Origin of the sequence: Massilia sp. WG5, from assembly GCF_001412595.2 — a bacterium.
GTDB lineage: Bacteria > Pseudomonadota > Gammaproteobacteria > Burkholderiales > Burkholderiaceae_D > Telluria.
In genome coordinates this window covers 2,743,514-2,762,997 of record NZ_CP012640.2, presented here as the reverse complement: position 1 = coordinate 2,762,997, position 19,484 = coordinate 2,743,514, and the positions used below count along the sequence as shown (strand labels likewise).

Genomic DNA, 19,484 nt, shown 5'->3' with positions numbered 1-19,484 from the left:
GGAATCAATACAATGAACATCTCACGCTTTTTCGTCGACAAGCCGATCTTCGCGGCGGTGTTGTCGGTCATCGTCTTCGTGGCCGGCCTCATCTCGATCTTCCAGCTGCCGATCTCCGAGTATCCGGAAGTGGTGCCGCCCTCGGTGGTGGTGCGCGCCCAGTACCCTGGCGCGAATCCGAAGGTGATCGCGGAAACCGTCGCCACCCCGATCGAACAGGAGATCAACGGCGTCGAGGACATGCTCTACATGACCTCGCAGAACACCTCGGACGGCGCGCTGCAGCTGACCGTGACCTTCAAGATCGGCACCAACGTCGAGCAGGCCGAGACGGCCGTGCAGAACCGCGTCCAGCGCGCGCTGCCGCGCCTGCCGGAAGAGGTGCGCCAGATCGGCGTCACCACGGTCAAGAGTTCGCCCAACATCACGATGGTGGTCCACCTGAATTCGCCGGACGGCCGCTACGACGACCTGTACCTGCGCAACTACGCGACCCTGAACGTCAAGGACCAGCTGGCGCGCATCAAGGGCATGGGCGACGTCCAGCTGTTCGGTTCGGGCGACTACGCGATGCGCGTCTGGCTCGACCCGCAGAAGGTCGCCGCGCGTAACCTGACCGCCAGCGACGTCGTGAACGCGATCCGCGAGCAGAACGTGCAGGTCGCCGCCGGCGTCGTCGGCCAGGGCCCGACCAAGGGCGCCGACTTCCAGTTGACGGTCAATACCCAGGGCCGCCTGCAGTCGGAAGAGGAATTCGGCGACATCGTCGTCAAGACCAGCCAGGACGGCGCCACCACGCTGCTGAAGGACGTGGCGCGCCTGGAACTGGGCTCGAACTCCTACGCCCTGCGCTCGCTGCTCGACAACAAGTCGGCCGTGGCGATCCCGATCTTCCAGTCCCCGACCGCCAACGCGCTGCAGCTGTCGACCGACGTGCGCGCCAAGATGGAGGAACTGTCGAAGGACTTCCCGCAGGGGATGAGCTACAGCATCGTGTACGACCCGACCCAGTTCGTGCGCGAGTCGATCGACTCCGTCGTCCACACCCTGATCGAAGCGGTGGTGCTGGTGGCGCTGGTCGTGATCGTGTTCCTGCAGACCTGGCGCGCCTCCGTGATCCCGCTGCTGGCGGTGCCGGTGTCGGTGGTCGGCACCTTCGCCGTGATGCTGGGCTTCGGCTTTTCGATCAACACCCTGTCGCTGTTCGGCCTGGTGCTGGCGATCGGCATCGTGGTCGACGACGCCATCGTGGTGGTGGAAAACGTCGAGCGGAATATCGAGAACGGCCTGAATCCGCACGACGCGACCGTGCAGGCCATGAAAGAGGTGTCCGGTCCGATCATCGCGATCGCGCTGGTGCTGTGCGCCGTGTTCGTGCCGATCGCATTCGTGTCGGGCCTGACCGGCCAGTTCTACCGCCAGTTCGCGCTGACCATCGCGATTTCGACCGTGATCTCGGCCTTCCTGTCGCTGACCCTGGCCCCGGCTTTGTCCGCGGTGCTGCTGCAGCCGCACGGCGCCAAGAAGGATGCGCTGACGCGCGGCATGGACCTGGTCTTCGGCCGCTTCTTCGCGGGTTTCAACCGCTTCTTCCACCGCTCCTCGCACGCCTATGAAGGCGGCGTGAAGGGCGTCCTGAAGCGCAAGAGCGCCTCGGTGGGCGTGTACGTGCTGCTCGCGATTGCCGGTATTTTCATGTTCAAGGCCGTGCCGCCGGGCTTCGTGCCGGCGCAGGACAAGGCTTACCTGATCGGCTTCGCCCAGCTGCCGGATGCCGCTTCGCTGGACCGCACCGACGCCGTGATCCGCAAGATGTCGGACGTCGCCAAGCAGATCCCGGGCGTGGAATCCTCGGTCGCCTTCCCGGGCCTGTCGATCAACGGCTTCACCAATGCGCCGAACGCCGGCATCGTGTTCACCACCCTGAAGCCCTTCGATCAGCGCAAGGGCAAGGACCAGAGCGCCGAAGCCATCGCCGGCGAGATCAACAAGCGCATGGGCGCCATCGAGGACGCCTTCGTGATGGTGCTGCCGCCGCCGCCGGTAAACGGCCTCGGCACCACGGGCGGCTTCAAGATGATGATCGAAGACCGCGGCAACCTCGGCTACGATGAGCTGAACAAGGCGGTGCAGGCCTTCATGGCCAAGGCCGCGGCCGACAAGCGTCTCGCGGGCGTGTTCTCGGGCTACCAGATCAACGTGCCGCAGCTGTTCGCCGACGTCGATCGGGTCAAGGCAAAACAGCTGGGCGTGTCGCTGGCCGAGATCAACCAGACCTTGCAGATCAACCTCGGCTCGCTGTACGTGAACGACTTCAACCAGTTCGGCCGTACCTACCAGGTGCGCGTGCAGGCCGATGCGCCCTTCCGTTCGCAGCGCGAGCAGATCGCCCAGCTGAAGGTCCGCTCCGGCAGCGGCGAGATGATCCCGCTGTCCTCGATCATGAAGGTGAAGGACACCTACGGCCCGGACCGCGTCCAGCGCTACAACAACTACGTCGCCGCCGAAATGAACGGCGGCCCGGCGCCGGGCGTGTCCTCGGGCCAGGCCCAGGCTGCGATGGAAGAGATCGCCCGCGAAGTGCTGCCGAAGGGGATCGCCTACGAATGGACCGACCTGACCTACCAGGACATCCTGGCCGGTAACACCATGATCTACGTGTTCCCGCTGTGCGTGCTGCTGGTGTTCCTGGTGCTGGCCGCGCAGTACGAGAGCTGGACGCTGCCGCTGGCCGTGATCCTGATCGTGCCGATGTCGATCCTGTGCGCGCTGATCGGCGTGAAGCTGACCGGCGGCGACAACAACGTGTTCACGCAGATCGCCCTGTTCGTGCTGGTCGGCCTGGCCTCGAAGAACGCGATCCTGATCGTGGAGTTCGCGGTCGAGCTGGAGCACCACGGCCGCAGCATCGTCGCCGCCGCGCTCGAGGCTTGCCGCCTGCGCCTGCGCCCGATCCTGATGACCTCGATCGCATTCATCATGGGCGTGGTGCCGCTGGTGTTCTCGCACGGCGCCGGCGCGGAAATGCGCCATGCGATGGGCGTGGCGGTGTTCGCCGGCATGCTGGGCGTGACTTTCTTCGGCCTGTTCCTGACGCCGGTGTTCTACGTCCTGCTGCGCAGCCTGGCGGCGCGCTTCGGCAAGCCCGTCGTCCACGGCGCGCCGGCAGCGCCGCACGCCCCCGAACTCGAAGGAGCTATCAAATGACTACGACCTATCAAGCCCGAAATTTGGCTCGCGATGAGGCGCTCGATGAGGCGCTCGATGAAGCGCTGGCCCGGCCCTCGCGCCGCACGCTGGCACAGCCGGTGGTGAAGACCGTCGCGAAATTCGCCCCCCGTTTCGCCAGCGTGCTGGCGGCCCTGCTGCTGAGCGCTTGCGCGGCGCCAGCCTTCCACCAGCCGGCGGTATCGACGCCGGCCGCGTTCAAGGAGTCGCAGGCGGCGACGCCGGCCGCATCGCCGGACGTCGTGCGCAGCGCCGCCGACGGCACCACCTGGAAGACTGCGCAGCCGGCCGAAAGCCAGCCGCGCGGCGAATGGTGGCGCGCCTTCGGCGACGCCCGCCTCGACAGCCTGATCGCCCAGGCCTCGGCCAGCAACCAGAATCTCTCGGTGGCCGCCGCGCGTGTGAAACAGGCGAGGGCGATCGCCGGCATTGCCGAAGCCGACCGCATTCCGCAGATCGGCGTCGGCATCGGCGCCCAGCGCGCCCGCCTGTCGCCGCTGGAAGCCAACCAGGCGCCGGGTACGCCGGTGGCGCCCGGCACCAGCTACCGCGCGAATCTCAGCGCCAGCTACGAGGTCGACCTGTTCGGCCGCGTGTCCAGCAATGTGGCGGCGGCGCGCGGCGATGCCGGCGCAAGCGAGGCGACTTACCGTTCGGTGCTGCTGTCGCTGCAGGCCGATGTCGCGCAGACCTATTTCCGGCTGCGTTCCCTGGACGCGGAGATCGCCACGGTGAACCAGACCGTGCGCCTGCGCGAGGAGAGCGTGCGCGTGACCGGCCGCCGCTTCGAACTGGGCGATATCGGCGAATTCGACCTGTCGCGGGCGAAGACGGAACTGTCGACCGCACGCGCCGAAGCGATCGGCCTGCAGCGCCGGCGCGCCACCGCGGAACACGCGCTGGCGGTGCTGCTGGGCCAGCCGGCGTCCAGCTTCGGCGAGGCGGTCGATCCGCTCGACGCCAACGCCAGCCTGCCGCTGATCCCGGCCGGCCTGCCATCGAGCCTGCTGGAGCGGCGGCCCGACATCGCCAGCGCCCAGCGCACGATGGAAGCGGCGAACGCGCGCATCGGGGTGGCGAGAAGCGCGATGTTCCCGGCCCTGAGCATCGGCGCCGACGCCGGCGGCGTGGGCGGCAGCTTAGCCGACGTGTTCAAGTGGAGCAGCCGCTCCTGGCTGCTGGGCGCGGCGCTGTCGATGCCGCTGATCGACGGCGGACGCAAGCACAGCAACGTGGTACGCAGCGAGGCCGCGCTCGAAGAGGCGGTGGGCGCCTATCGCCAGAGCGTGCTGGCGGCCTTCGCCGAGGTCGAGGACAACCTCGCCGGCCTGCGCGTGCTGGCGGGGCAGGGCGCCGAGATCGACCAGGCCCTCCTGTCGGCGCGGCGCTCGGCCGACCTGGCGCAGAAGCTGTACGACGCCGGCCGCTCCGGCTACCTGGAGTTGCTGGACACCCAGCGCAACCTGGCGGCGGTGGAACGCAACGCCGTCCAGCTGCGCGGCGACCGGGCGGTCACCACGGTGGCGCTGATCCGCGCGCTGGGCGGCGGCTGGGACGCGGCGCCGGCCTTGCCCTCATCCGGCAGCGTGGCGCTGGCCGGCAAGTGATGTGAAGTGAGTGGGTAATCCGGGGATGCCCTTTGCGGCGGTACGTGCGAGCGTGCCGCCGTTTTTTTCGCTCAGCTACAATCCAGGCATGCGCACCTCCGACCTGGAATCCACCTCGCTGCTCACCGGCCTCGCCCCGGTCATCGCGCCAGACACGCGCATCCTGATCCTGGGCAGCTTTCCCGGCGCCGCCTCGCTCGCGGCCCGGCAGTACTACGCGCATCCGCGCAACCAGTTCTGGAAGCTGGTCGGCGCGCTGGTCGACGAAGACCTCTACGGACTCCCTTACGACGAGCGCCTGCCGCGCCTGCTGGCGCACCGCTTCGGCCTGTGGGACGTGCTGGCCGCCTGCGAGCGCGAAGGCAGCCTCGATTCCGCCATCCGCAAGCCGGCCGCCAACGACTTCGAGCGCCTGCGGCATTTATGTCCTGTGCTTGAGACGGTCGGCTTCAACGGCCAGGCATCGGGCAAGTTCGCACCGCAGTTCGAACAGGCTGGCTACCGGGCCGTGGTGCTGCCCTCGTCGTCGCCGGCGCACATGGCGATGAGCTTCGAGCAGAAGCTGGCGGTGTGGCGGCGGCTGGTCGATCCCGGCCTGGATACCGGCGCCATTCGTCAGCTGTTCTAAACTATTTGTGCGCCGCACAAGGAAGCGTGCTACACTGCGTTTGCGGTCAGGTCTCGATGGTCCTGCCGTTCCCCGCGAAAGGCGCGCGGCGCAGCATGTGTAATGCAGCGCGCGAATCAGCCAGAGGGGATGTTATTCCACATACATTGGTCGGATTACACGATGGATGCACCTGGCAGATAGCCTGGGCCTCCGGGCTCCGCACCTTGCAGATAGCAGGGGCTGGAGCGGCGATTAACGCATTGGCGTCACATTGAAACGAAGCCCGCAGCAGCGGGCTTTTTTTTCTCCATCCATCTCGTTTCAGCCCTACCGGAGGATACATGGCAAAAGAAGAACTCATCGAAATGAACGGCGTCGTCGCGGAAGTCCTGCCCGATTCGCGTTTCCGCATCGATTGCGAGAATGGCCACAAGCTGATCGCCTACACCTCCGGCAAGATGAAGAAGAACCACATCCGCATCCTCGCCGGCGACCAGGTCAGCCTGGAGCTGTCGCCGTATGACCTCAGCAAGGGTCGCATCACCTTCCGCCACATCGAAAAGCGTGGCGCCCCGGCGCCCCGCCCAGGCTTCCGCGGCCGCCGCTAAGAGCAGGGATAGACAGGAAAAAGGGCGTCAGCCCTTTTTTTTCGCCGCAACGTCCCCATATCGCTTTCATCCCCCCAGTCTCCATACGGCTCGACACTGCAGCCGGAGCCGCTTTTTCCCGACTTCGACCCTGTCAACCGCCCCAGGCGCTGCGCCAGCATTGCCTGGAACTGGGCATTTGGCGTTAACAACGTAAAGGACACGAGATGAAAGAAGAACTGATTGAAATGAAAGGCAAAGTTACCGAAGTGCTGCCGGAAATGCGCTTCCGCGTGGACCTCGAGAATGGTCACCAGCTGGTCGCTTACACCTCCGGCAGGATGAAGAGGAACCACATCCGCATCATCGCCGGCGACAGCGTCACGCTGGAGATGTCGCCGTACGACCTGAACAAGGGGCGCATCACCTTCCGTCACCTCGACAGGACCGGCATGCCGAAGCAGGCGCCGCGCCCGCGCCGGCACTGATATCCCGGCCCTCGGTCAACGCATGCCGAGCTGGCGAAGGTGGGCCAGTTTGGCCGAATAACGCTTGCGGTCCTCGCTCTGGGTACTGTTTTCCACCGCCAGCGCCAGCTCGTCGCGCGCGCCGGCGAGGTCGCCGAGCTGCAGGTAGGTCGCCGCCAGCCAGACATGGAATTCGTCATTGTAGGGCGCGCGCTTGACTTCACGTCGGAACAGGTCGCGCGCCTTGCCGTATTCGCGCCCCTTGTAGGCGGCCACGCCCTGGTGGAAGAACTGGAAGGGCGGCACCGGCTCCAGGCTGGCCAGGCGCCTGGCGATGGCCTGCGCTTCGCCGGTCTTGCCGAGCGCCGTCAGCACCGGTTCGAGGTTGCGCAGCGTGGTCAGGTTTTCCGGCTCGCGCGTCAGGGCCGCGCGGTAGGCCCGTTCCGCCATCGGCTTGTCGCCATGGCGGTCATAGATGACGGCCAGCGTATTCAAGGGCATCGCCGAGGCCGGATTGCGCGTCACGGCGGCGCGCGCCCACCAGTAGGCATCGTCGAGCTGGCCAGCCACCAGGGCTTCGGCAGCGCGGTTGTTCTGGAACATGGAGACGATCTCGTCTTCGCTGAGCAGATGCGAGCCCAGGGTTTCGGCCTGGGGCGTCGGCAGGAAGTCGACCACCAGCACGCGCTCGGGCAGGATGTCGCTCATGGTCGTGCGCGAACCCAGCATGATGTTGACGTGGCCGCTCAGCAGGTAAAAGTCGCCGCTGCGGCTCCAGCTTTCCATGTCGACGCTCTGGTAGCGCACCGGCATGTCGAGCGCCTTGGCGAAGGCCGCCGTCATGATCACCAGCGACATGCAGTTCCCGACCCGGTCGCGGAAGGTTTCGGCCGCGGTGCGGGTGTAGGTGGCGTCATATTCGAGCTTGAGTTTACCCTTGGTGTAGAGCGCATCGAGCAGGCCTTGCTGCTTGCCCAGCGAGCGCGTCAGGTTGCTGAACCCGGCGCTGTGCAGGTAGTCGCGCATTTCCGGGCTGAGGGTGAACAGGTCGGCGGCGTCCACCGGTCCGGATGGCGGCGCGAAGGACGCATCGGCGAACAGCTCCGTGGGCGGAACGACGGTCGACGGGGCGCTGGCGCAACCGGCCAGCAGTACCAGCAGGAACGCTACGAGCTGTCTCATCACTTCCTCCGTTACCGGCGAACTTTTGCTTCAAGTATCTGCCGGTCCGGAGGGGATGTAAAGACGCTCCCGAGCGGAAGCTTACTGGTCGTCGTGGAAGGCGTCGTGCAGTTCGTCGAGCAGCTCGGCGGTTTCGTCTGCCGACAGGCCGAGCCAGGCGCAGGCGCGCGCGCCGCCCTTGTTCCATTCGAGCGATTCAGCATGGCCCTGGTACTTGCAGATCGCGCTGTCGGCCAGCAGCGACAGCGCCACCAGCGAGCCCACCGTGCCCGCGCTGTTCGCATCGTCCAGCACGGCGTAGTCGTGGTGATGCAGGATCGCCCAGGCAACATTGTCGGACAAGCCCCAGTTGCGCGCCAGCAGGCAGCCGATCGCGGCGTGCGAGGTCGCATGGCGCTCTTGTTCGAGCGCCGTGAAGGGGCGTTCGGCTTCCAGCGAGGCGGCGGCGAAGGTCGCTTCATAGTCGGCGAAGCGGTCCATCAGCAGGGGCACGCCCATGTCGCAAAACAGGCCGAAGGTATGCGCGACGTCCGGTTCGCCGATGCGCAGGCGGCGCGACAGGAACACCATCGCCTGCGCGCGGCGGGTCGACAGGTCCCAGAAGCTGGCCAGGGCTGCGCTGTTGGCGGGAATCGCCTGGCGCGCCAGCAGCCCGGTCATCAGCGAAGCGACCTGGTTAATGCCGAGGAAGAGAATCGCCTGTTCGATCGACTTGGCCTTGCGCCGTCCGCCGTAGATGGCCGAGTTGGCCAGCTTCAGCAGGGCGCCCGACATGCCGACGTCGCTGGCGACGATGCGGCCGATCGTCTCCGGGCTCGGGTCCGGCGAGCCAAGCTCGCGCTGCAGGTCCGCCAGCAGGCTGGGACGCGGCGGAATGCGGATCGACTTGATCAGGGTATCGACAGGATCCTCGGCGGCGCTCGGACGCGCCAGGGCGGATGCAGTACTCATGGCAGGGGAGAAATGATGCTGCGCAGAAATATGCGCAAAGCTCGTCACTATAAACCAGCAGGGTCGAAGTTGCACCAAAGTATTGATTTTGTGTAGCAAATCCGACAGTGGTGCTTGTCACTCTGCTGCCCGGCCGTGCGACTCGCCGGACGCAGCCGTTATAAGATCCTCACATGTCTTCTACGATTCTTGCAGGTATCGATTTTTCCGCACCATCCCACCTCGTTGCGCGCCAGCTGATCGGCGTGACCGTGCTGGTCGACGGCGTCGGCGGCCGCATCGTCGAGACCGAAGCCTACGACGGCGAGGATCCGGCCTCGCACAGCTATTCCGGTCCGACCGAGCGCAACTTCGCCATGTTCGGCCCGCCTGCCCACGCCTACGTCTACCGCTCCTACGGCATCCATTGGTGCCTGAACTTCGTGTGCCGGGAAGAGGGGCACGGCGCCGGGGTGCTGATCCGCGCGCTCGAACCGGTCGAGGGACTGGAACTGATGCAGGAGCGGCGCGGCACGACCGATAAATGGCTGTTGTGCTCGGGGCCGGGCAAGCTGTGCCAGGCGCTGGGCGTGACACGGGCGCTGAACGGCAGCCCGCTGGCGCAGCCGCCGTTCGAACTGGCGGCCGCGCCCAGGGACATCGAGGTGGTAACCGGACCGCGCATCGGCATCTCGAAGGCGATCGACGTGCCGTGGCGTTTCGGGCTGGCCCACTCGCGCTACGTGAGCAAGCCCTTCCGCTAGAATTTATTTCTTGTAGATGCCGGCTTCGAGCGTGACGTCGCCGACCTTGTAGATGTACGAGGTTTTCGCTTCGACCTTGCCGCTGGACGGGTTCTTGAACTTGTAGTCGACCCAGCCCTTGCCCTTGGCCTTGGCCACTTCCAGGATCTCGCGGCGGAACATCTTGCCGTCCACGTCGGGCACATCGATCAGGTCCTTGCCGATCATGGCCGGATTGACCGGATTCGCCAGCACCACGCCCTTGTTGTCGCGCATGACCAGGTACAGCGGTCCCTGCACGTATTCCGGATTTTTGGCATTGATTTCCTTAATCATCTCGTCCTTGCCCTTGGCTTTCATGAAGGCCGCGCCTTTTTCGACCAGGGCGATTGCATCCTTCTCGTTCGGTTCGTTGGCATAAGCAAAGCTGCAGGCGCTGGCCGCGGCGACCACCAGAACGGCATGACGGAAGCGATTCATAGTTTCCTCCGGAAAATTGTTGACCCGAAGAACTGTAGCGCCCTACACGGTGTAGGTTTTGTCTGAACGCAAGAGAGCGTTTCCCTACTGCACAGCGCAAGCAACAATTGGTGACTGTTGCCGCGTCGTTTTAAAAATTGCGTGAGCGCAATTTTGCGGCTTTCCTATGTGCCTACCATGGTTTTTGTTTCCCAGCGGGAAGGACTTGCGGACATCCCGTCTGCGCTTCCAGTCACGTGAACATGAGGTAACCATGCATAAGATTGCAATTATCGGATTGGGCCCGCGCGGCCTGTCCGTGTTCGATCGCATCATTGCTTTTGCCAGAAATGATGCGAGCGCCACGCCGCTCGAGTTGTATGTCTTCGACGGCAAGGAGTTCGGTCCGGGCTGCCATACGACCGACCAGGGTTCGCATCTGCTGGTGAATACGGTGGCGTGCCAGATGACCCAGTTTTCCGACGATACCGTGCGCGGCGGCGGTCCGCTGCTGTACGGCCCCTCGTTCGCCGATTGGCTCAGCAGCAAGAGCGGCAGTGCGCCCGGCGCGCCGGCCGGCCGGGTCGACATCGACCGCAACGGCTATTACTCGCGCGCGCTGTTCGGGGATTACCTGCGCTGGTGCTTCGAATACGTGAAAAAACTGGCGCCGCCGCACGTGACGATCTACCTGCACAATTTTTCCACCGTCGAGGACCTGGAGTGGAAAGGGGACGGCTGGCAGGTGTCCTATGACGGCCAGGCCTATCCGGCCGATTTCGTGTTCCTGACCACCGGCCACGCGCGCAAGATTCTCAACGAATCTGAACGCGAGCTGACGCGCAAGGTCGATGCCGCGCGCGAACGCAATGCGCGCCTGCAGCTGGTGCTGGAACCCTACCCGGTCCGCAATGCGGTGTCGGGCGTGACCGAGCGGGACACGGTTGCGATCGAAGGCATGGGCCTGACCACCTTCGACCTGCTGGCCCAGCTGACCAGCGCGCGCGGCGGCGTGTTCGAAGCCGGCGCCAGGACCGACCCGGCCGGGCGCCTGCGCTACCGGCCTTCGGGCAAGGAGCCGCGCATCCTGCTGTATGCGCGTTCCGGCCTGCCGCTGACGGCGCGTGCGATCAACCAGAAGGGCGTGTACGGCCAGTACAAGGCGAAGTTCCTGACCCTGGCCAAGGTCGAGGAGCTGCGCGCCGCGACGCCCGGCGGCCAGCTCGACTTCCAGCAGCAGGTGATGCCGCTGCTGTGGTGCGACATGCAGTTCGCCTACTACTTCTCCTACCTGCACCAGCGCCACGACCGGCTCACCGCACTGGTGTTCAGCAACGAGTTCCTCGCCGCCGACAGCGCGGAAGCGCGCCAGGCCCTGGTCGACAAGCATGTGCCGCGCCGCGACCAGTTGTCCTGGGACGCGCTGGTCAACCCGATCCCGGCGCGCGCGCTGCAGAGCCGCCGCCAGTACGACGACTGGCTGCGCGGCTTCATGTGGCGCGACGTCGAGCAGGCCCTGCTCGGCAATCTGAACAGCCCGCTGAAATCGGCCTGCGATGTGCTGCGCGACGTGCGCGACGTGATCCGCAGCGCGATCGACTTCGCCGGCCTGACCGAACAGTCGCATCGCTGGGTGCTGGCCGAATTCCTGCCGATCATGAACCGGCTGGCGGTCGGGCCGCCGAAGGAACGCATCACCCAACTGCTGGCGCTGATGGACGCCGGCGTGGTACGCGCCGACTTCGGTCCCGGCGCACGCGGCGTGTACGACGAGGAAGCCGCCAGCTTCGTGGTGCATGGCCACTGGAGCGGGGCGAGCGAGCAGGCGAATGTGCTGGTGCGGGCCCGCGCTTCGCTGCCCGGTCCGCTCGAGGACAAGTCGCCGCTGATGCGCAAGATGGTCAAGCGCGGCATCGTCAAGCCCTTCATGAACGGCAGCTTTCATCCGGGCGGGATCACGGTCGACCGCAACATGAACGTGATCGGCGCCGACGGCGCGGTGCAGAACTCGCTGTGGGCGCTCGGCACCCTGGTCGAAGGCTGCAAGTTCTACACCTTCGTGCTGCCGCGGCCGGGTGCGAATTCGACCACCATGGTCGATGCCGGGCGCGCCGTCGGCTGCATGATGGAGTCGATCGCCCGCGGCAAGCGGCGGCGCCGGGAGATGCAGGAGGCGGCCGAGGCGGCGCCGTCCAGCGCGGCCGAACCGGTGACGCAGGCCTGCGCGCTCGACGCCTGGCCGCAACAGGCGGGCGCCCGCCTGCCTGCGAACGACCTGGCCGTGGCTTGAGCCCATGAAGCCATGGTCCAATCGTGCCGCAGCGGCCATTCCCGGCCTGTGCGGCATGGCGGCGACGCTGACCGGGGTCGGCATCGCGCGCTTCGCCTACGTGGCGATCCTGCCGGTGCTGGTGCAGCAGGGCTGGTTCGGCCGCGAGGCCGCCGGCCATCTCGGCGCCGCCAATCTCACCGGCTACCTGCTCGGGATCGGCCTGGCGGCCCTGCTGGCGCGCCGCTATCCGCCGGGCTGGCTGGTGCGCTGGTCGATGCTGCTGTGCGCACTCAGCCTGTTCGCCTGCGCCTGGCGCGGCGGCGGCATGCCCTGGTTCCTGTTCTGGCGGATGGTGGCGGGGGCCTGCGGCGCCATCCTGATGGTGCAGGCGCCGGTACTGATCCTGCCGCGCGTGGAGGCGGCGCGGCGCGGCCGCGTGGCCGGCCTGATCTTCTCGGGCGTCGGCCTGGGCATCGTCGCCGCCGCCACGGTGGTGCCGCCCCTGGCTGCCTACGGCCTGGTGCAGGCCTGGCTGGGACTGGGCGCCATCTGCGCGCTGCTCACGGCCGCGGCCTGGCAGTACTGGCGGGCTGCTTCGGCCACGACCCCGGCGGCCGCTCCGGCTGCTGCTGTCGCAGCCGGCAAGCGGCGCACCCGGCAGGGCTTTTCCGGTCCCGTCATGCTGCTGTGCCTGGCCTACACGCTGAATGCGATCGGCTACCTGCCGCATACGCTGTTCTGGGCCGACTTCATCACGCGCGAGCTGCACCGGCCCCTGGCCGCGGCCGGCTTCTTCTGGGGCTGCTTCGGAATCGGCGCTGCCTGCGGGCCCTACCTGACCGGGGTGCTGGCCGACCGCTTCGGCCTGGCCCGCACCCTGGGCGTGGGCTTCGCCCTGAAGGCTGCCGGCGTCGCCTTGCCGCTGGTGGCGAGCGGTACGCCGGCATTGCTGGTGTCGTCGGTACTGGTCGGCTTCTTCTCGCCGGGGATCGTCGGCGCCGCCTCCAGCTATGCCCTCGAGATCGGCGGCGCCGCGCAGCACCGGCGCAACTGGACGGCGATGAACCTGTGCTTCTCGCTGGCCCAGGCCGGCGGCGCGAGCGCGATGGTGGCGATCATGGGCGGGCGGGCGTCGTATGCCGTTCTATTCTGGATCAGCAGCCTGGCGCTCGCGGTGTCCGCACTGTGCGTGGTCGCGATTGCCGCGCTGCTGCGGCGGCGTGCGGCGCGCGGAGAGCTGGATGCGGTGACGGCCTGAATCGCCCGCACTACGTAAAACGGCGCCGCGAGGCGCCGTTTTTTCGCCCGCTGCCGCAGGCTCAGCCCCTGGCGCTGCGGGTCCGCGCGGGACGGTCCTGGCGCTGGCTTTGGCTTTGGGCGGGCAGGGTGCGCCGCGCCTTGCGCATCGGGCTGCCGGCGGTGCGCCGCTCCGCCGGCTCGGCGAATTCCGGATCCTCGTCCACGGGAGCGGCCAGGGCGGGGAAGGCCTCGGTATCGCCTTCGCCGATTGCCTCCGTCCCTTCGATCTTGAAGATCGCGACCGCGCGCGCCAGGTTGACGGTCTGTTCGTGCAGGCTGGCCGCGGCCGCCGCGGCTTCTTCGACCAGGGCGGCGTTCTGCTGCGTCATGTCGTCCATATGGCCGACCGCGCGGTTGACTTCGCCGATGCCTTCGGCCTGCTGATCGCTGGCGGCGCTGATGCTCTTGATGATGTCGTTCACCTGCTGGACCGAAGCCACCACGCTGCCCATGCTGGCGCCGGCCTCGTTGACCGAGGCGCTGCCGTTGTCGATGATCGCGACCGAATCGGCGATCAGCGCCTTGATTTCCTTGGCCGCCGACGCCGAACGCTGGGCCAGTGTGCGCACCTCGGCCGCGACCACCGCAAAGCCGCGTCCCTGTTCGCCGGCGCGCGCGGCTTCCACCGCCGCGTTCAGCGCCAGCAGGTTGGTCTGGAACGAGATGCCGTCGATGACGCCGATGATCTCGACGATCTTGCGCGAGCTGGCGCGGATCGATTCCATGGTCGTCACCGCGCGGTCGACCGCCTGGCCGCCGCTGGCGGCCAGCTCGCTGGCCTCGGCCGCGAGGCCGGTCGCCTGGCGCGCGTTCTCGGCGTTCTTCCTGACGGCCTGGGTCAGCGCTTCCATCGCGCTGGACGTCTCTTCGAGCGAACTGGCCTGCATCTCGGTGCGGGCCGAGAGGTCCAGGTTGCCGCTGGCGATCTCTTTCGACGCGGTGTCGATCGAGCGCACCGCATTCATGATGCTGCGCAGGGTGACGGTCAGGGTGCCGATCGTATGGTCGAGCGCGCGCGAGGTTTGGGCAATCTCGTCGCGGCCGTCGTTGGCGGCCACGCTGGCCAGCCGTCCCTCGGCCAGCTCGCCGACCGCGGTCGAGATGTCGTGGATATCCTTCAGCATGGCGCGCCGCACCAGCATGGTGACAAGCAGCGACAGCACGATCGACAGCAGCACCAGCCCTGCCATGGTCATTCCGAGATCGTGGAACTCGGACCTGGCGGCGGCATAGGCGTGCCCGCTCAATTCGCGCTCCAGCGTTGCCAGCTGGGCCAGGTTGGCGTTCAGCACGAGGAAGCGCTTCTCCGCGGTCTGCATCGCGCCGGTCGCCGTCGACTGGTCGAGCTGGGCCAGGTCGATGCAGTCGGCGACGCTCTTGTGGTAGGCCGCCAGCGCCTCGATCGAGGCATCGATCAGCTTGCGCTCGGACGGCTCGGCCACCTTCGCCAGGTCCGTGAGCCGGACCTGCAGCGCCTCGTGCTTCTTGCCGATGTCGGCGATCAATGCCTTGATGCGGTCCTGGGCGAAGCTGCCCGCCATCGAGGCCAGCAACTGGTAGATGTTGGCGTGCGCATACTTGGCTTCGCCGGCGATATCGGCGGCCGCCTGCAGGCGCGCGGCGCGGACCTGGACCATGTTCTCCAGCGATGCGTTCTGGCGCACCATGCCATAGTAGGCCGCACCCGACAAGGACAGCAGCAACAGCAGCACCATGGACGGCGCCAGCAGCAGTTTGGGACCGATCCTCAATTTTTTCAGCATGGCTTCTCCTGGAAAGAATTACTTCTTGTCGATGCTTGACTCCAGCACCACGTCGCCGACCCTGGCGATGTAGTTGCTCCGGGGTTGGGCACGGCCGTCGGCCGGGTTCTTGTACGTGTAGTCGACCCAGCCCTTGCCCCGGGTCGCCGCCAGTTCGATGATCTCGCGCCGGTACTTCCTGCCGGTGGCGTCCGGCACGTCGAGCAGGTCCTGGCCGATCTGCCACGGGGTGAGCGGATGCGCGAGCATGACGCCGGTCCTGGCATCCCGCATGTGCAGGTACAGGTCGCCGCGGTAGAACATCGGGTCCCTGGCATTGATGCGCCTGATCAGCTCGGCCTTGCCCCGGGTGCGCAGGAAGACGGCGCCCTGTGCGACGAGGTCCTCCGCATCCTTCGCGGCCGGCCCGGCGGCAGGACTGGCGGCGGCGACCAGGGCCAGGGCCAGTGCGGCAAACTGCGGTTTCACGGTGATCCTTCCCCTTGATCAGGAAACGCGGCGCAAAAGTTTCTTACGTGCATTGATTACAGTACGCTGGGCCTGCCGATTCTGGCTTGCGCTGTCACAAGAAGCGGCCACGCGCCCGGACGGCGTCCGGTAAAATGGCCAATCACCAAGCTTATCCAGAGGAAGAAGAATATGAGGTTAGTTCGCTACGGCCGCCCCGGTAAGGAAAAGCCCGGCCTGTTCGACGAAGAGGGCCGCCTGCGCTCGCTGGCCGGCATCATCGACGACATCGACGGCTCGGCGCTGTCCGAAAAGGCGCTGCGCAAGCTCGCCAAGGTCGACTGGAAGACCCTGCCGATCGTCCGCGGCGAGCCGCGCTTCGGCGTGCCGGTCAAGGGTGTCGGCAAGTTCATCGGCATCGGCATGAACTACTCGGACCACGCGGCCGAAGTGGGCGCGCCGGTCCCGAAGGAACCGATCATGTTCATGAAGGCGACCAGCTGTTTGTCGGGCGCGGACGATCCGATCCAGCTGCCGCAGGGATCGAAGAAGACCGACTGGGAAGTCGAGCTGGGCGTGGTCATCGGCACCCGTGCGCAATACGTCAGCGAAGCGGACGCCCTGGACTACGTGGCCGGCTACTGCGTGGTCAACGACGTCTCCGAGCGCGCCTTCCAGTTCGAGATGGGCTCGCAGTGGGACAAGGGCAAAGGCTGCGACACCTTCGGCCCGGTCGGCCCCTTCCTGGTGACGAAGGACGAGATCTTCGACGTCCAGGACCTCGACCTTTACCTGGAACTGAACGGCAAGCGCATGCAGACCGGGAACACCTCGAACATGATCTTCACCGTGGCGCAGATCGTCAGTTACCTGTCGCGCTTCATGACCCTGGAGCCGGGCGACATCATCTGCACCGGCACCCCGCCGGGCGTGGGCCTGGGCCGCACGCCGCAGCGCTTCCTGAAGAAGGGCGACAAGCTGAGGTTGGGGATTGCGGGACTGGGCGAGCAGCAGCAGGAAGTGCTCGCTTTTCCGAAGGGATAATAGCCGTCGTTCCCGCCAGCGCGGGAACGACGTTCAAGAGATTTCCCGCACCGCCGCATTCACCGCCTCCTCCAGCCGCGCGACGATCTCCGACAGCTGCGCCGCGCTGACGATGAAGGGCGGCGCCAGCAGCACATGGTCGCCGCGGCGCCCGTCGATGCTGCCGCCCATCGGATAGACCATCAGCCCGCGCCGCATCGCCTGCGCCCTGATCGCCGCATGCAGTTTCAGCTCCGGCGCGAACGGCTCCCGGCCGGCGCGGTCGCGCACCAGTTCGAGCGCCATGAACAGCCCGCGGCCGCGGATGTCGCCGACGTGCGGATGGCCGCCGAACACGTCGCCCAGCATGCGCCGCAGCGTGGCGCCGCGCTTCTTCACCTGCGCCAGCAGGTCGTCACGCTCGATCACCTGCAGCACCGCCAGCGCGGCGGCCGCCGCCACCGGGTGGCTGGTATAGGTGTGCCGGTGCAGGAAGGCGCCGTCGCCGCGCTGCAGGCGCTCGAGGACCGCGCCGTTGACCAGCACCGCGCCGATCGGCTGGTAGCCGGCCCCCAGGCCCTTGCCGACCGCGATCAGGTCCGGCGCCACCGCATCCTGCTCGATCGCGAACATGGTGCCGGTGCGGCCCATGCCGCACATGACTTCGTCGGCGATGAACAGGATGCCGTACTTGTCGCACAGCGTCCGCACGCCGTGGAAGTAGCCCGGCGTCGGCGGGATCGCGCCGCCGGCCGCGCCCGCCACCGGCTCGGCGCAGAAGCCGATCACGCGTTCCGGTCCGGCCTGCAGGATCGCCGCTTCCAGCTCGTCCAGCAGCATGGCCGTGTACTGTTCGGTGCCCTGGCCTTCGACGCGGTAGCGGTACTCGTAGCAGGGCGAGACGCGCGGCATGTCGGCCAGCGCCCCCGGCGTGTTGCCGTGCCAGCTCTGGCGGCGCGCAATGAACAGGGTGCGCCGGTGTTCCCCGGCCTCGACGAAATACTGGCGCGCGAGCTTCAGGGCCGCCTCCATCGCCTCGGCGCCGCCCGCGACCAGGCAGACCCCGCCGATCCCCGCCGGCGCGTGCGCCAGCAGGCGCTCGGCCAGGTCCTCCGCCGCCTCGGTGGTGAAGAAGGCCGTATGCGCATAGGCGCAGCGGTCGATCTGGGCGTGCATGGCGGCGATCACGTCCGGATGGCCGTGCCCGAGCGAAGACACGGCCGCGCCGCCGCTGGCATCGATATAGGTCTTGCCCTGGCTGTCCTGCAGGTAGATGCCGTCGCCCTTGACGGCCACGGGCGGCGTCTCGCCCAGCTTGCGATGAAGGATGCGGCTCATCGGAATCCCCTTCAAAAAGTTGACGCTTGACAATAAAGGCGAAGCGTCGGGATTCTTTTGATTTTTGCCGGAAGGCATGCGAATATCTCCGCATGACAGACCGCCTCCGCCCCATCCCCGCCGACGAATGGACCGACGCCCAGCGCGAGGCGGCGCATGAGATCGTCAACGGCCCGCGCGGCGCCCTGTACGGCCCCTTCGTGCCGCTGTTGCGCAGTCCGGAACTGATGGGCCACGCGCAGCGCCTCGGCGAATACCTGCGCTACCGCAGCGCCATCGGCACCCGGCTGTCCGAGCTGGCGATCCTCGTCACCGCGCGTGAATGGAACCAGCAGGTGGAGTGGGCGATCCATGCGCCGGTCGCGCGCCAGGCCGGCGTCAAGGAAGAGCTGATCGGCGCCATCGCGCGCAGGGAGCGTCCGCAGGCCATGGCGGCCGACGAAGAGGCGGTGTATGAATTTTGCGTGGAGCTGCAGCGCGACAAGCGGGTGTCGGACCGCACTTATGACAAGGCCCTGGCGCTGTTCGGCGCGCAGGGCGTGGTCGACCTGATGGGCGTGAACGGCTACTACACCTTCCTGGCGATGATCATGAATGGGGCGCAGACCGAGGCGCCGCCGTCGAGCGCGGCGCCGTTGCCGGAATAAGCCCTCAGGCCAGGGCTTCCTTGGCCGCCTGTTCCGGCGTCAGCTCGTCGTAGAACATGTCGGTGAACCACTCGACGTTCTCTTCGATGTGCTCCTGCGCCTGCTGCTGGGTGGCGCCGCCGGCCACCAGATGTTTTTCGACCTCGATGCACCAGTTAATCAGCGCCATCGTCTCTTCGTCGAGTTCTTCCTTCTTTGCCATCGTTCAGCCCAGCACTTTCTTGAAGAAGCTGGAGAGATGCTGCACCTCTTCCAGACACACCGAGTGCTGCATCGCATACTCGTGCCACTCGACCTGGTAGCCCAGCGAGACCAGCAGGTCGCGCGACATCTCGGCGCGGTTGAAGGGCACCACGTTGTCGTGGCGGCCGTGGGCCATGAAGATCGGCGTGGCCAGGCTTTCCTGGGTACGCTCGGTGGCCAGTTTGCTCGAGAGCGGCACATAGCCGGACAGGCAGATCATGCCGGCCAGCGGCTCGGGGTGGCGCAGGCCGGCCTGGATGGTCATCGCGCAGCCTTGCGAGAAGCCGGCCAGGACGATGCGCGAGGCCGGGATGCCGCGCGCCTTTTCGCGGGCGATGAAGGCTTCGACTTCCTGCTGCGAGGCGCGCAGGCCGTTCTCGTCCTCGCGCCGCGTCAGTTCGGCGCCGGTGATGTCGTACCAGGCGCGCATCACGTAGCCGCCGTTGACGGTGACCGGCATCGTGCGCGCATGCGGGAAGATGAAGCGGATGCCGGGCAGGCCGGCCAGGTCGAGTTCGCGCACGATGGGCACGAAGTCGTTGCCGTCCGCGCCCAGGCCGTGCAGCCAGATGACGGAGACTTCCGGGTTGTCGCTGGTGTCGACGATGACGTGTTCGAGCAGTGCGCTCATGCGTTGAT

At 66.8% G+C, this 19,484-nt stretch carries 18 protein-coding genes; 10 read left to right on the top strand and 8 right to left on the bottom strand.

From position 1 onward, the window contains the following. Positions 1-12: 12 nt before the first annotated feature. The 5 genes from AM586_RS12280 (at position 13) to infA (AM586_RS12260) (ending at position 6,520) form a co-directional block, all read left to right on the top strand. On the top strand, positions 13-3,207 hold the full coding sequence (locus tag AM586_RS12280) for an efflux RND transporter permease subunit (protein ID WP_047821493.1): 3,195 nt from the start codon (positions 13-15) through the stop codon (positions 3,205-3,207). Further along, the gene (locus AM586_RS12275; protein WP_082439776.1) at positions 3,204-4,835 is read left to right on the top strand and encodes an efflux transporter outer membrane subunit; all 1,632 of its coding nucleotides are present in this window, start codon (positions 3,204-3,206) and stop codon (positions 4,833-4,835) included. Before AM586_RS12280 ends, AM586_RS12275 begins: the two co-directional genes overlap by 4 nt. A gap of 88 nt (positions 4,836-4,923) precedes the next feature. Next, positions 4,924-5,463 carry a DNA-deoxyinosine glycosylase gene (locus AM586_RS12270; protein ID WP_047822036.1) on the top strand — a complete coding sequence of 180 codons (540 nt, stop codon included), beginning with the start codon at positions 4,924-4,926 and terminating at the stop codon, positions 5,461-5,463. Positions 5,464-5,786: 323 nt separating this feature from the next. Further along, positions 5,787-6,053 carry a translation initiation factor IF-1 gene (gene infA, locus AM586_RS12265; RefSeq protein WP_047821496.1) on the top strand — a complete coding sequence of 89 codons (267 nt, stop codon included), beginning with the start codon at positions 5,787-5,789 and terminating at the stop codon, positions 6,051-6,053. A 206-nt stretch (positions 6,054-6,259) separates the two neighbouring features. Continuing rightward, positions 6,260-6,520, top strand: a complete 261-nt coding sequence (gene infA / locus AM586_RS12260) for a translation initiation factor IF-1 (RefSeq protein ID WP_047821497.1) — start codon at positions 6,260-6,262, stop codon at positions 6,518-6,520. 15 nt (positions 6,521-6,535) lie between these two features. Here the strand turns inward: infA (AM586_RS12260) and AM586_RS12255 are convergent, their stop codons facing one another. Both AM586_RS12255 and AM586_RS12250 read right to left on the bottom strand, forming a co-directional pair. Then, positions 6,536-7,681 (bottom strand): tetratricopeptide repeat protein, encoded by a 1,146-nt coding sequence (locus tag AM586_RS12255; RefSeq protein WP_047821500.1) that lies wholly within the window; start codon positions 7,679-7,681, stop codon positions 6,536-6,538. Between the two features lie 81 nt (positions 7,682-7,762). Continuing rightward, the gene (locus AM586_RS12250) at positions 7,763-8,632 is read right to left on the bottom strand and encodes an HDOD domain-containing protein (protein WP_047821502.1); all 870 of its coding nucleotides are present in this window, start codon (positions 8,630-8,632) and stop codon (positions 7,763-7,765) included. A gap of 173 nt (positions 8,633-8,805) precedes the next feature. Between AM586_RS12250 and AM586_RS12245 the strand changes: the two genes are divergently transcribed. Continuing rightward, positions 8,806-9,375 carry a DNA-3-methyladenine glycosylase gene (locus AM586_RS12245; RefSeq protein ID WP_047821504.1) on the top strand — a complete coding sequence of 190 codons (570 nt, stop codon included), beginning with the start codon at positions 8,806-8,808 and terminating at the stop codon, positions 9,373-9,375. Positions 9,376-9,378: 3 nt separating this feature from the next. Here the strand turns inward: AM586_RS12245 and AM586_RS12240 are convergent, their stop codons facing one another. Beyond that, positions 9,379-9,834 (bottom strand): cache domain-containing protein, encoded by a 456-nt coding sequence (locus AM586_RS12240; protein WP_047821505.1) that lies wholly within the window; start codon positions 9,832-9,834, stop codon positions 9,379-9,381. Between the two features lie 253 nt (positions 9,835-10,087). Here AM586_RS12240 and AM586_RS12235 point away from each other — a divergent pair, with 253 nt between their 5' ends. Next, positions 10,088-12,103: an FAD/NAD(P)-binding protein gene (locus AM586_RS12235; protein WP_162600542.1), complete on the top strand. Its 2,016-nt coding sequence runs from the start codon at positions 10,088-10,090 to the stop codon at positions 12,101-12,103. Between the two features lie 4 nt (positions 12,104-12,107). Then, on the top strand, positions 12,108-13,343 hold the full coding sequence (locus AM586_RS12230) for a YbfB/YjiJ family MFS transporter (RefSeq protein ID WP_047821507.1): 1,236 nt from the start codon (positions 12,108-12,110) through the stop codon (positions 13,341-13,343). 61 nt (positions 13,344-13,404) lie between these two features. Here the strand turns inward: AM586_RS12230 and AM586_RS12225 are convergent, their stop codons facing one another. Both AM586_RS12225 and AM586_RS12220 read right to left on the bottom strand, forming a co-directional pair. Beyond that, positions 13,405-15,147, bottom strand: coding sequence for a methyl-accepting chemotaxis protein (locus AM586_RS12225; protein WP_047821509.1), 1,743 nt, complete (start codon positions 15,145-15,147; stop codon positions 13,405-13,407). An 18-nt stretch (positions 15,148-15,165) separates the two neighbouring features. Continuing rightward, positions 15,166-15,615 carry a cache domain-containing protein gene (locus AM586_RS12220; RefSeq protein ID WP_047821511.1) on the bottom strand — a complete coding sequence of 150 codons (450 nt, stop codon included), beginning with the start codon at positions 15,613-15,615 and terminating at the stop codon, positions 15,166-15,168. Positions 15,616-15,786: 171 nt separating this feature from the next. Between AM586_RS12220 and AM586_RS12215 the strand changes: the two genes are divergently transcribed. Then, positions 15,787-16,638: a fumarylacetoacetate hydrolase family protein gene (locus AM586_RS12215; protein ID WP_047821513.1), complete on the top strand. Its 852-nt coding sequence runs from the start codon at positions 15,787-15,789 to the stop codon at positions 16,636-16,638. Between the two features lie 33 nt (positions 16,639-16,671). Here AM586_RS12215 and AM586_RS12210 read toward each other — a convergent pair whose 3' ends face one another. Beyond that, on the bottom strand, positions 16,672-17,955 hold the full coding sequence (locus AM586_RS12210; RefSeq protein WP_047821515.1) for an aspartate aminotransferase family protein: 1,284 nt from the start codon (positions 17,953-17,955) through the stop codon (positions 16,672-16,674). Between the two features lie 92 nt (positions 17,956-18,047). Between AM586_RS12210 and AM586_RS12205 the strand changes: the two genes are divergently transcribed. After that, entirely contained in the window at positions 18,048-18,602 is a 555-nt protein-coding gene (locus tag AM586_RS12205) for a carboxymuconolactone decarboxylase family protein (RefSeq protein WP_047821517.1), read from the top strand. A 4-nt stretch (positions 18,603-18,606) separates the two neighbouring features. Here the strand turns inward: AM586_RS12205 and AM586_RS12200 are convergent, their stop codons facing one another. Both AM586_RS12200 and AM586_RS12195 read right to left on the bottom strand, forming a co-directional pair. Next, on the bottom strand, positions 18,607-18,804 hold the full coding sequence (locus AM586_RS12200) for a hypothetical protein (RefSeq protein WP_047821519.1): 198 nt from the start codon (positions 18,802-18,804) through the stop codon (positions 18,607-18,609). Positions 18,805-18,807: 3 nt separating this feature from the next. Next, on the bottom strand, positions 18,808-19,476 hold the full coding sequence (locus AM586_RS12195) for an alpha/beta hydrolase (RefSeq protein WP_047821522.1): 669 nt from the start codon (positions 19,474-19,476) through the stop codon (positions 18,808-18,810). Positions 19,477-19,484: the final 8 nt, after the last annotated feature.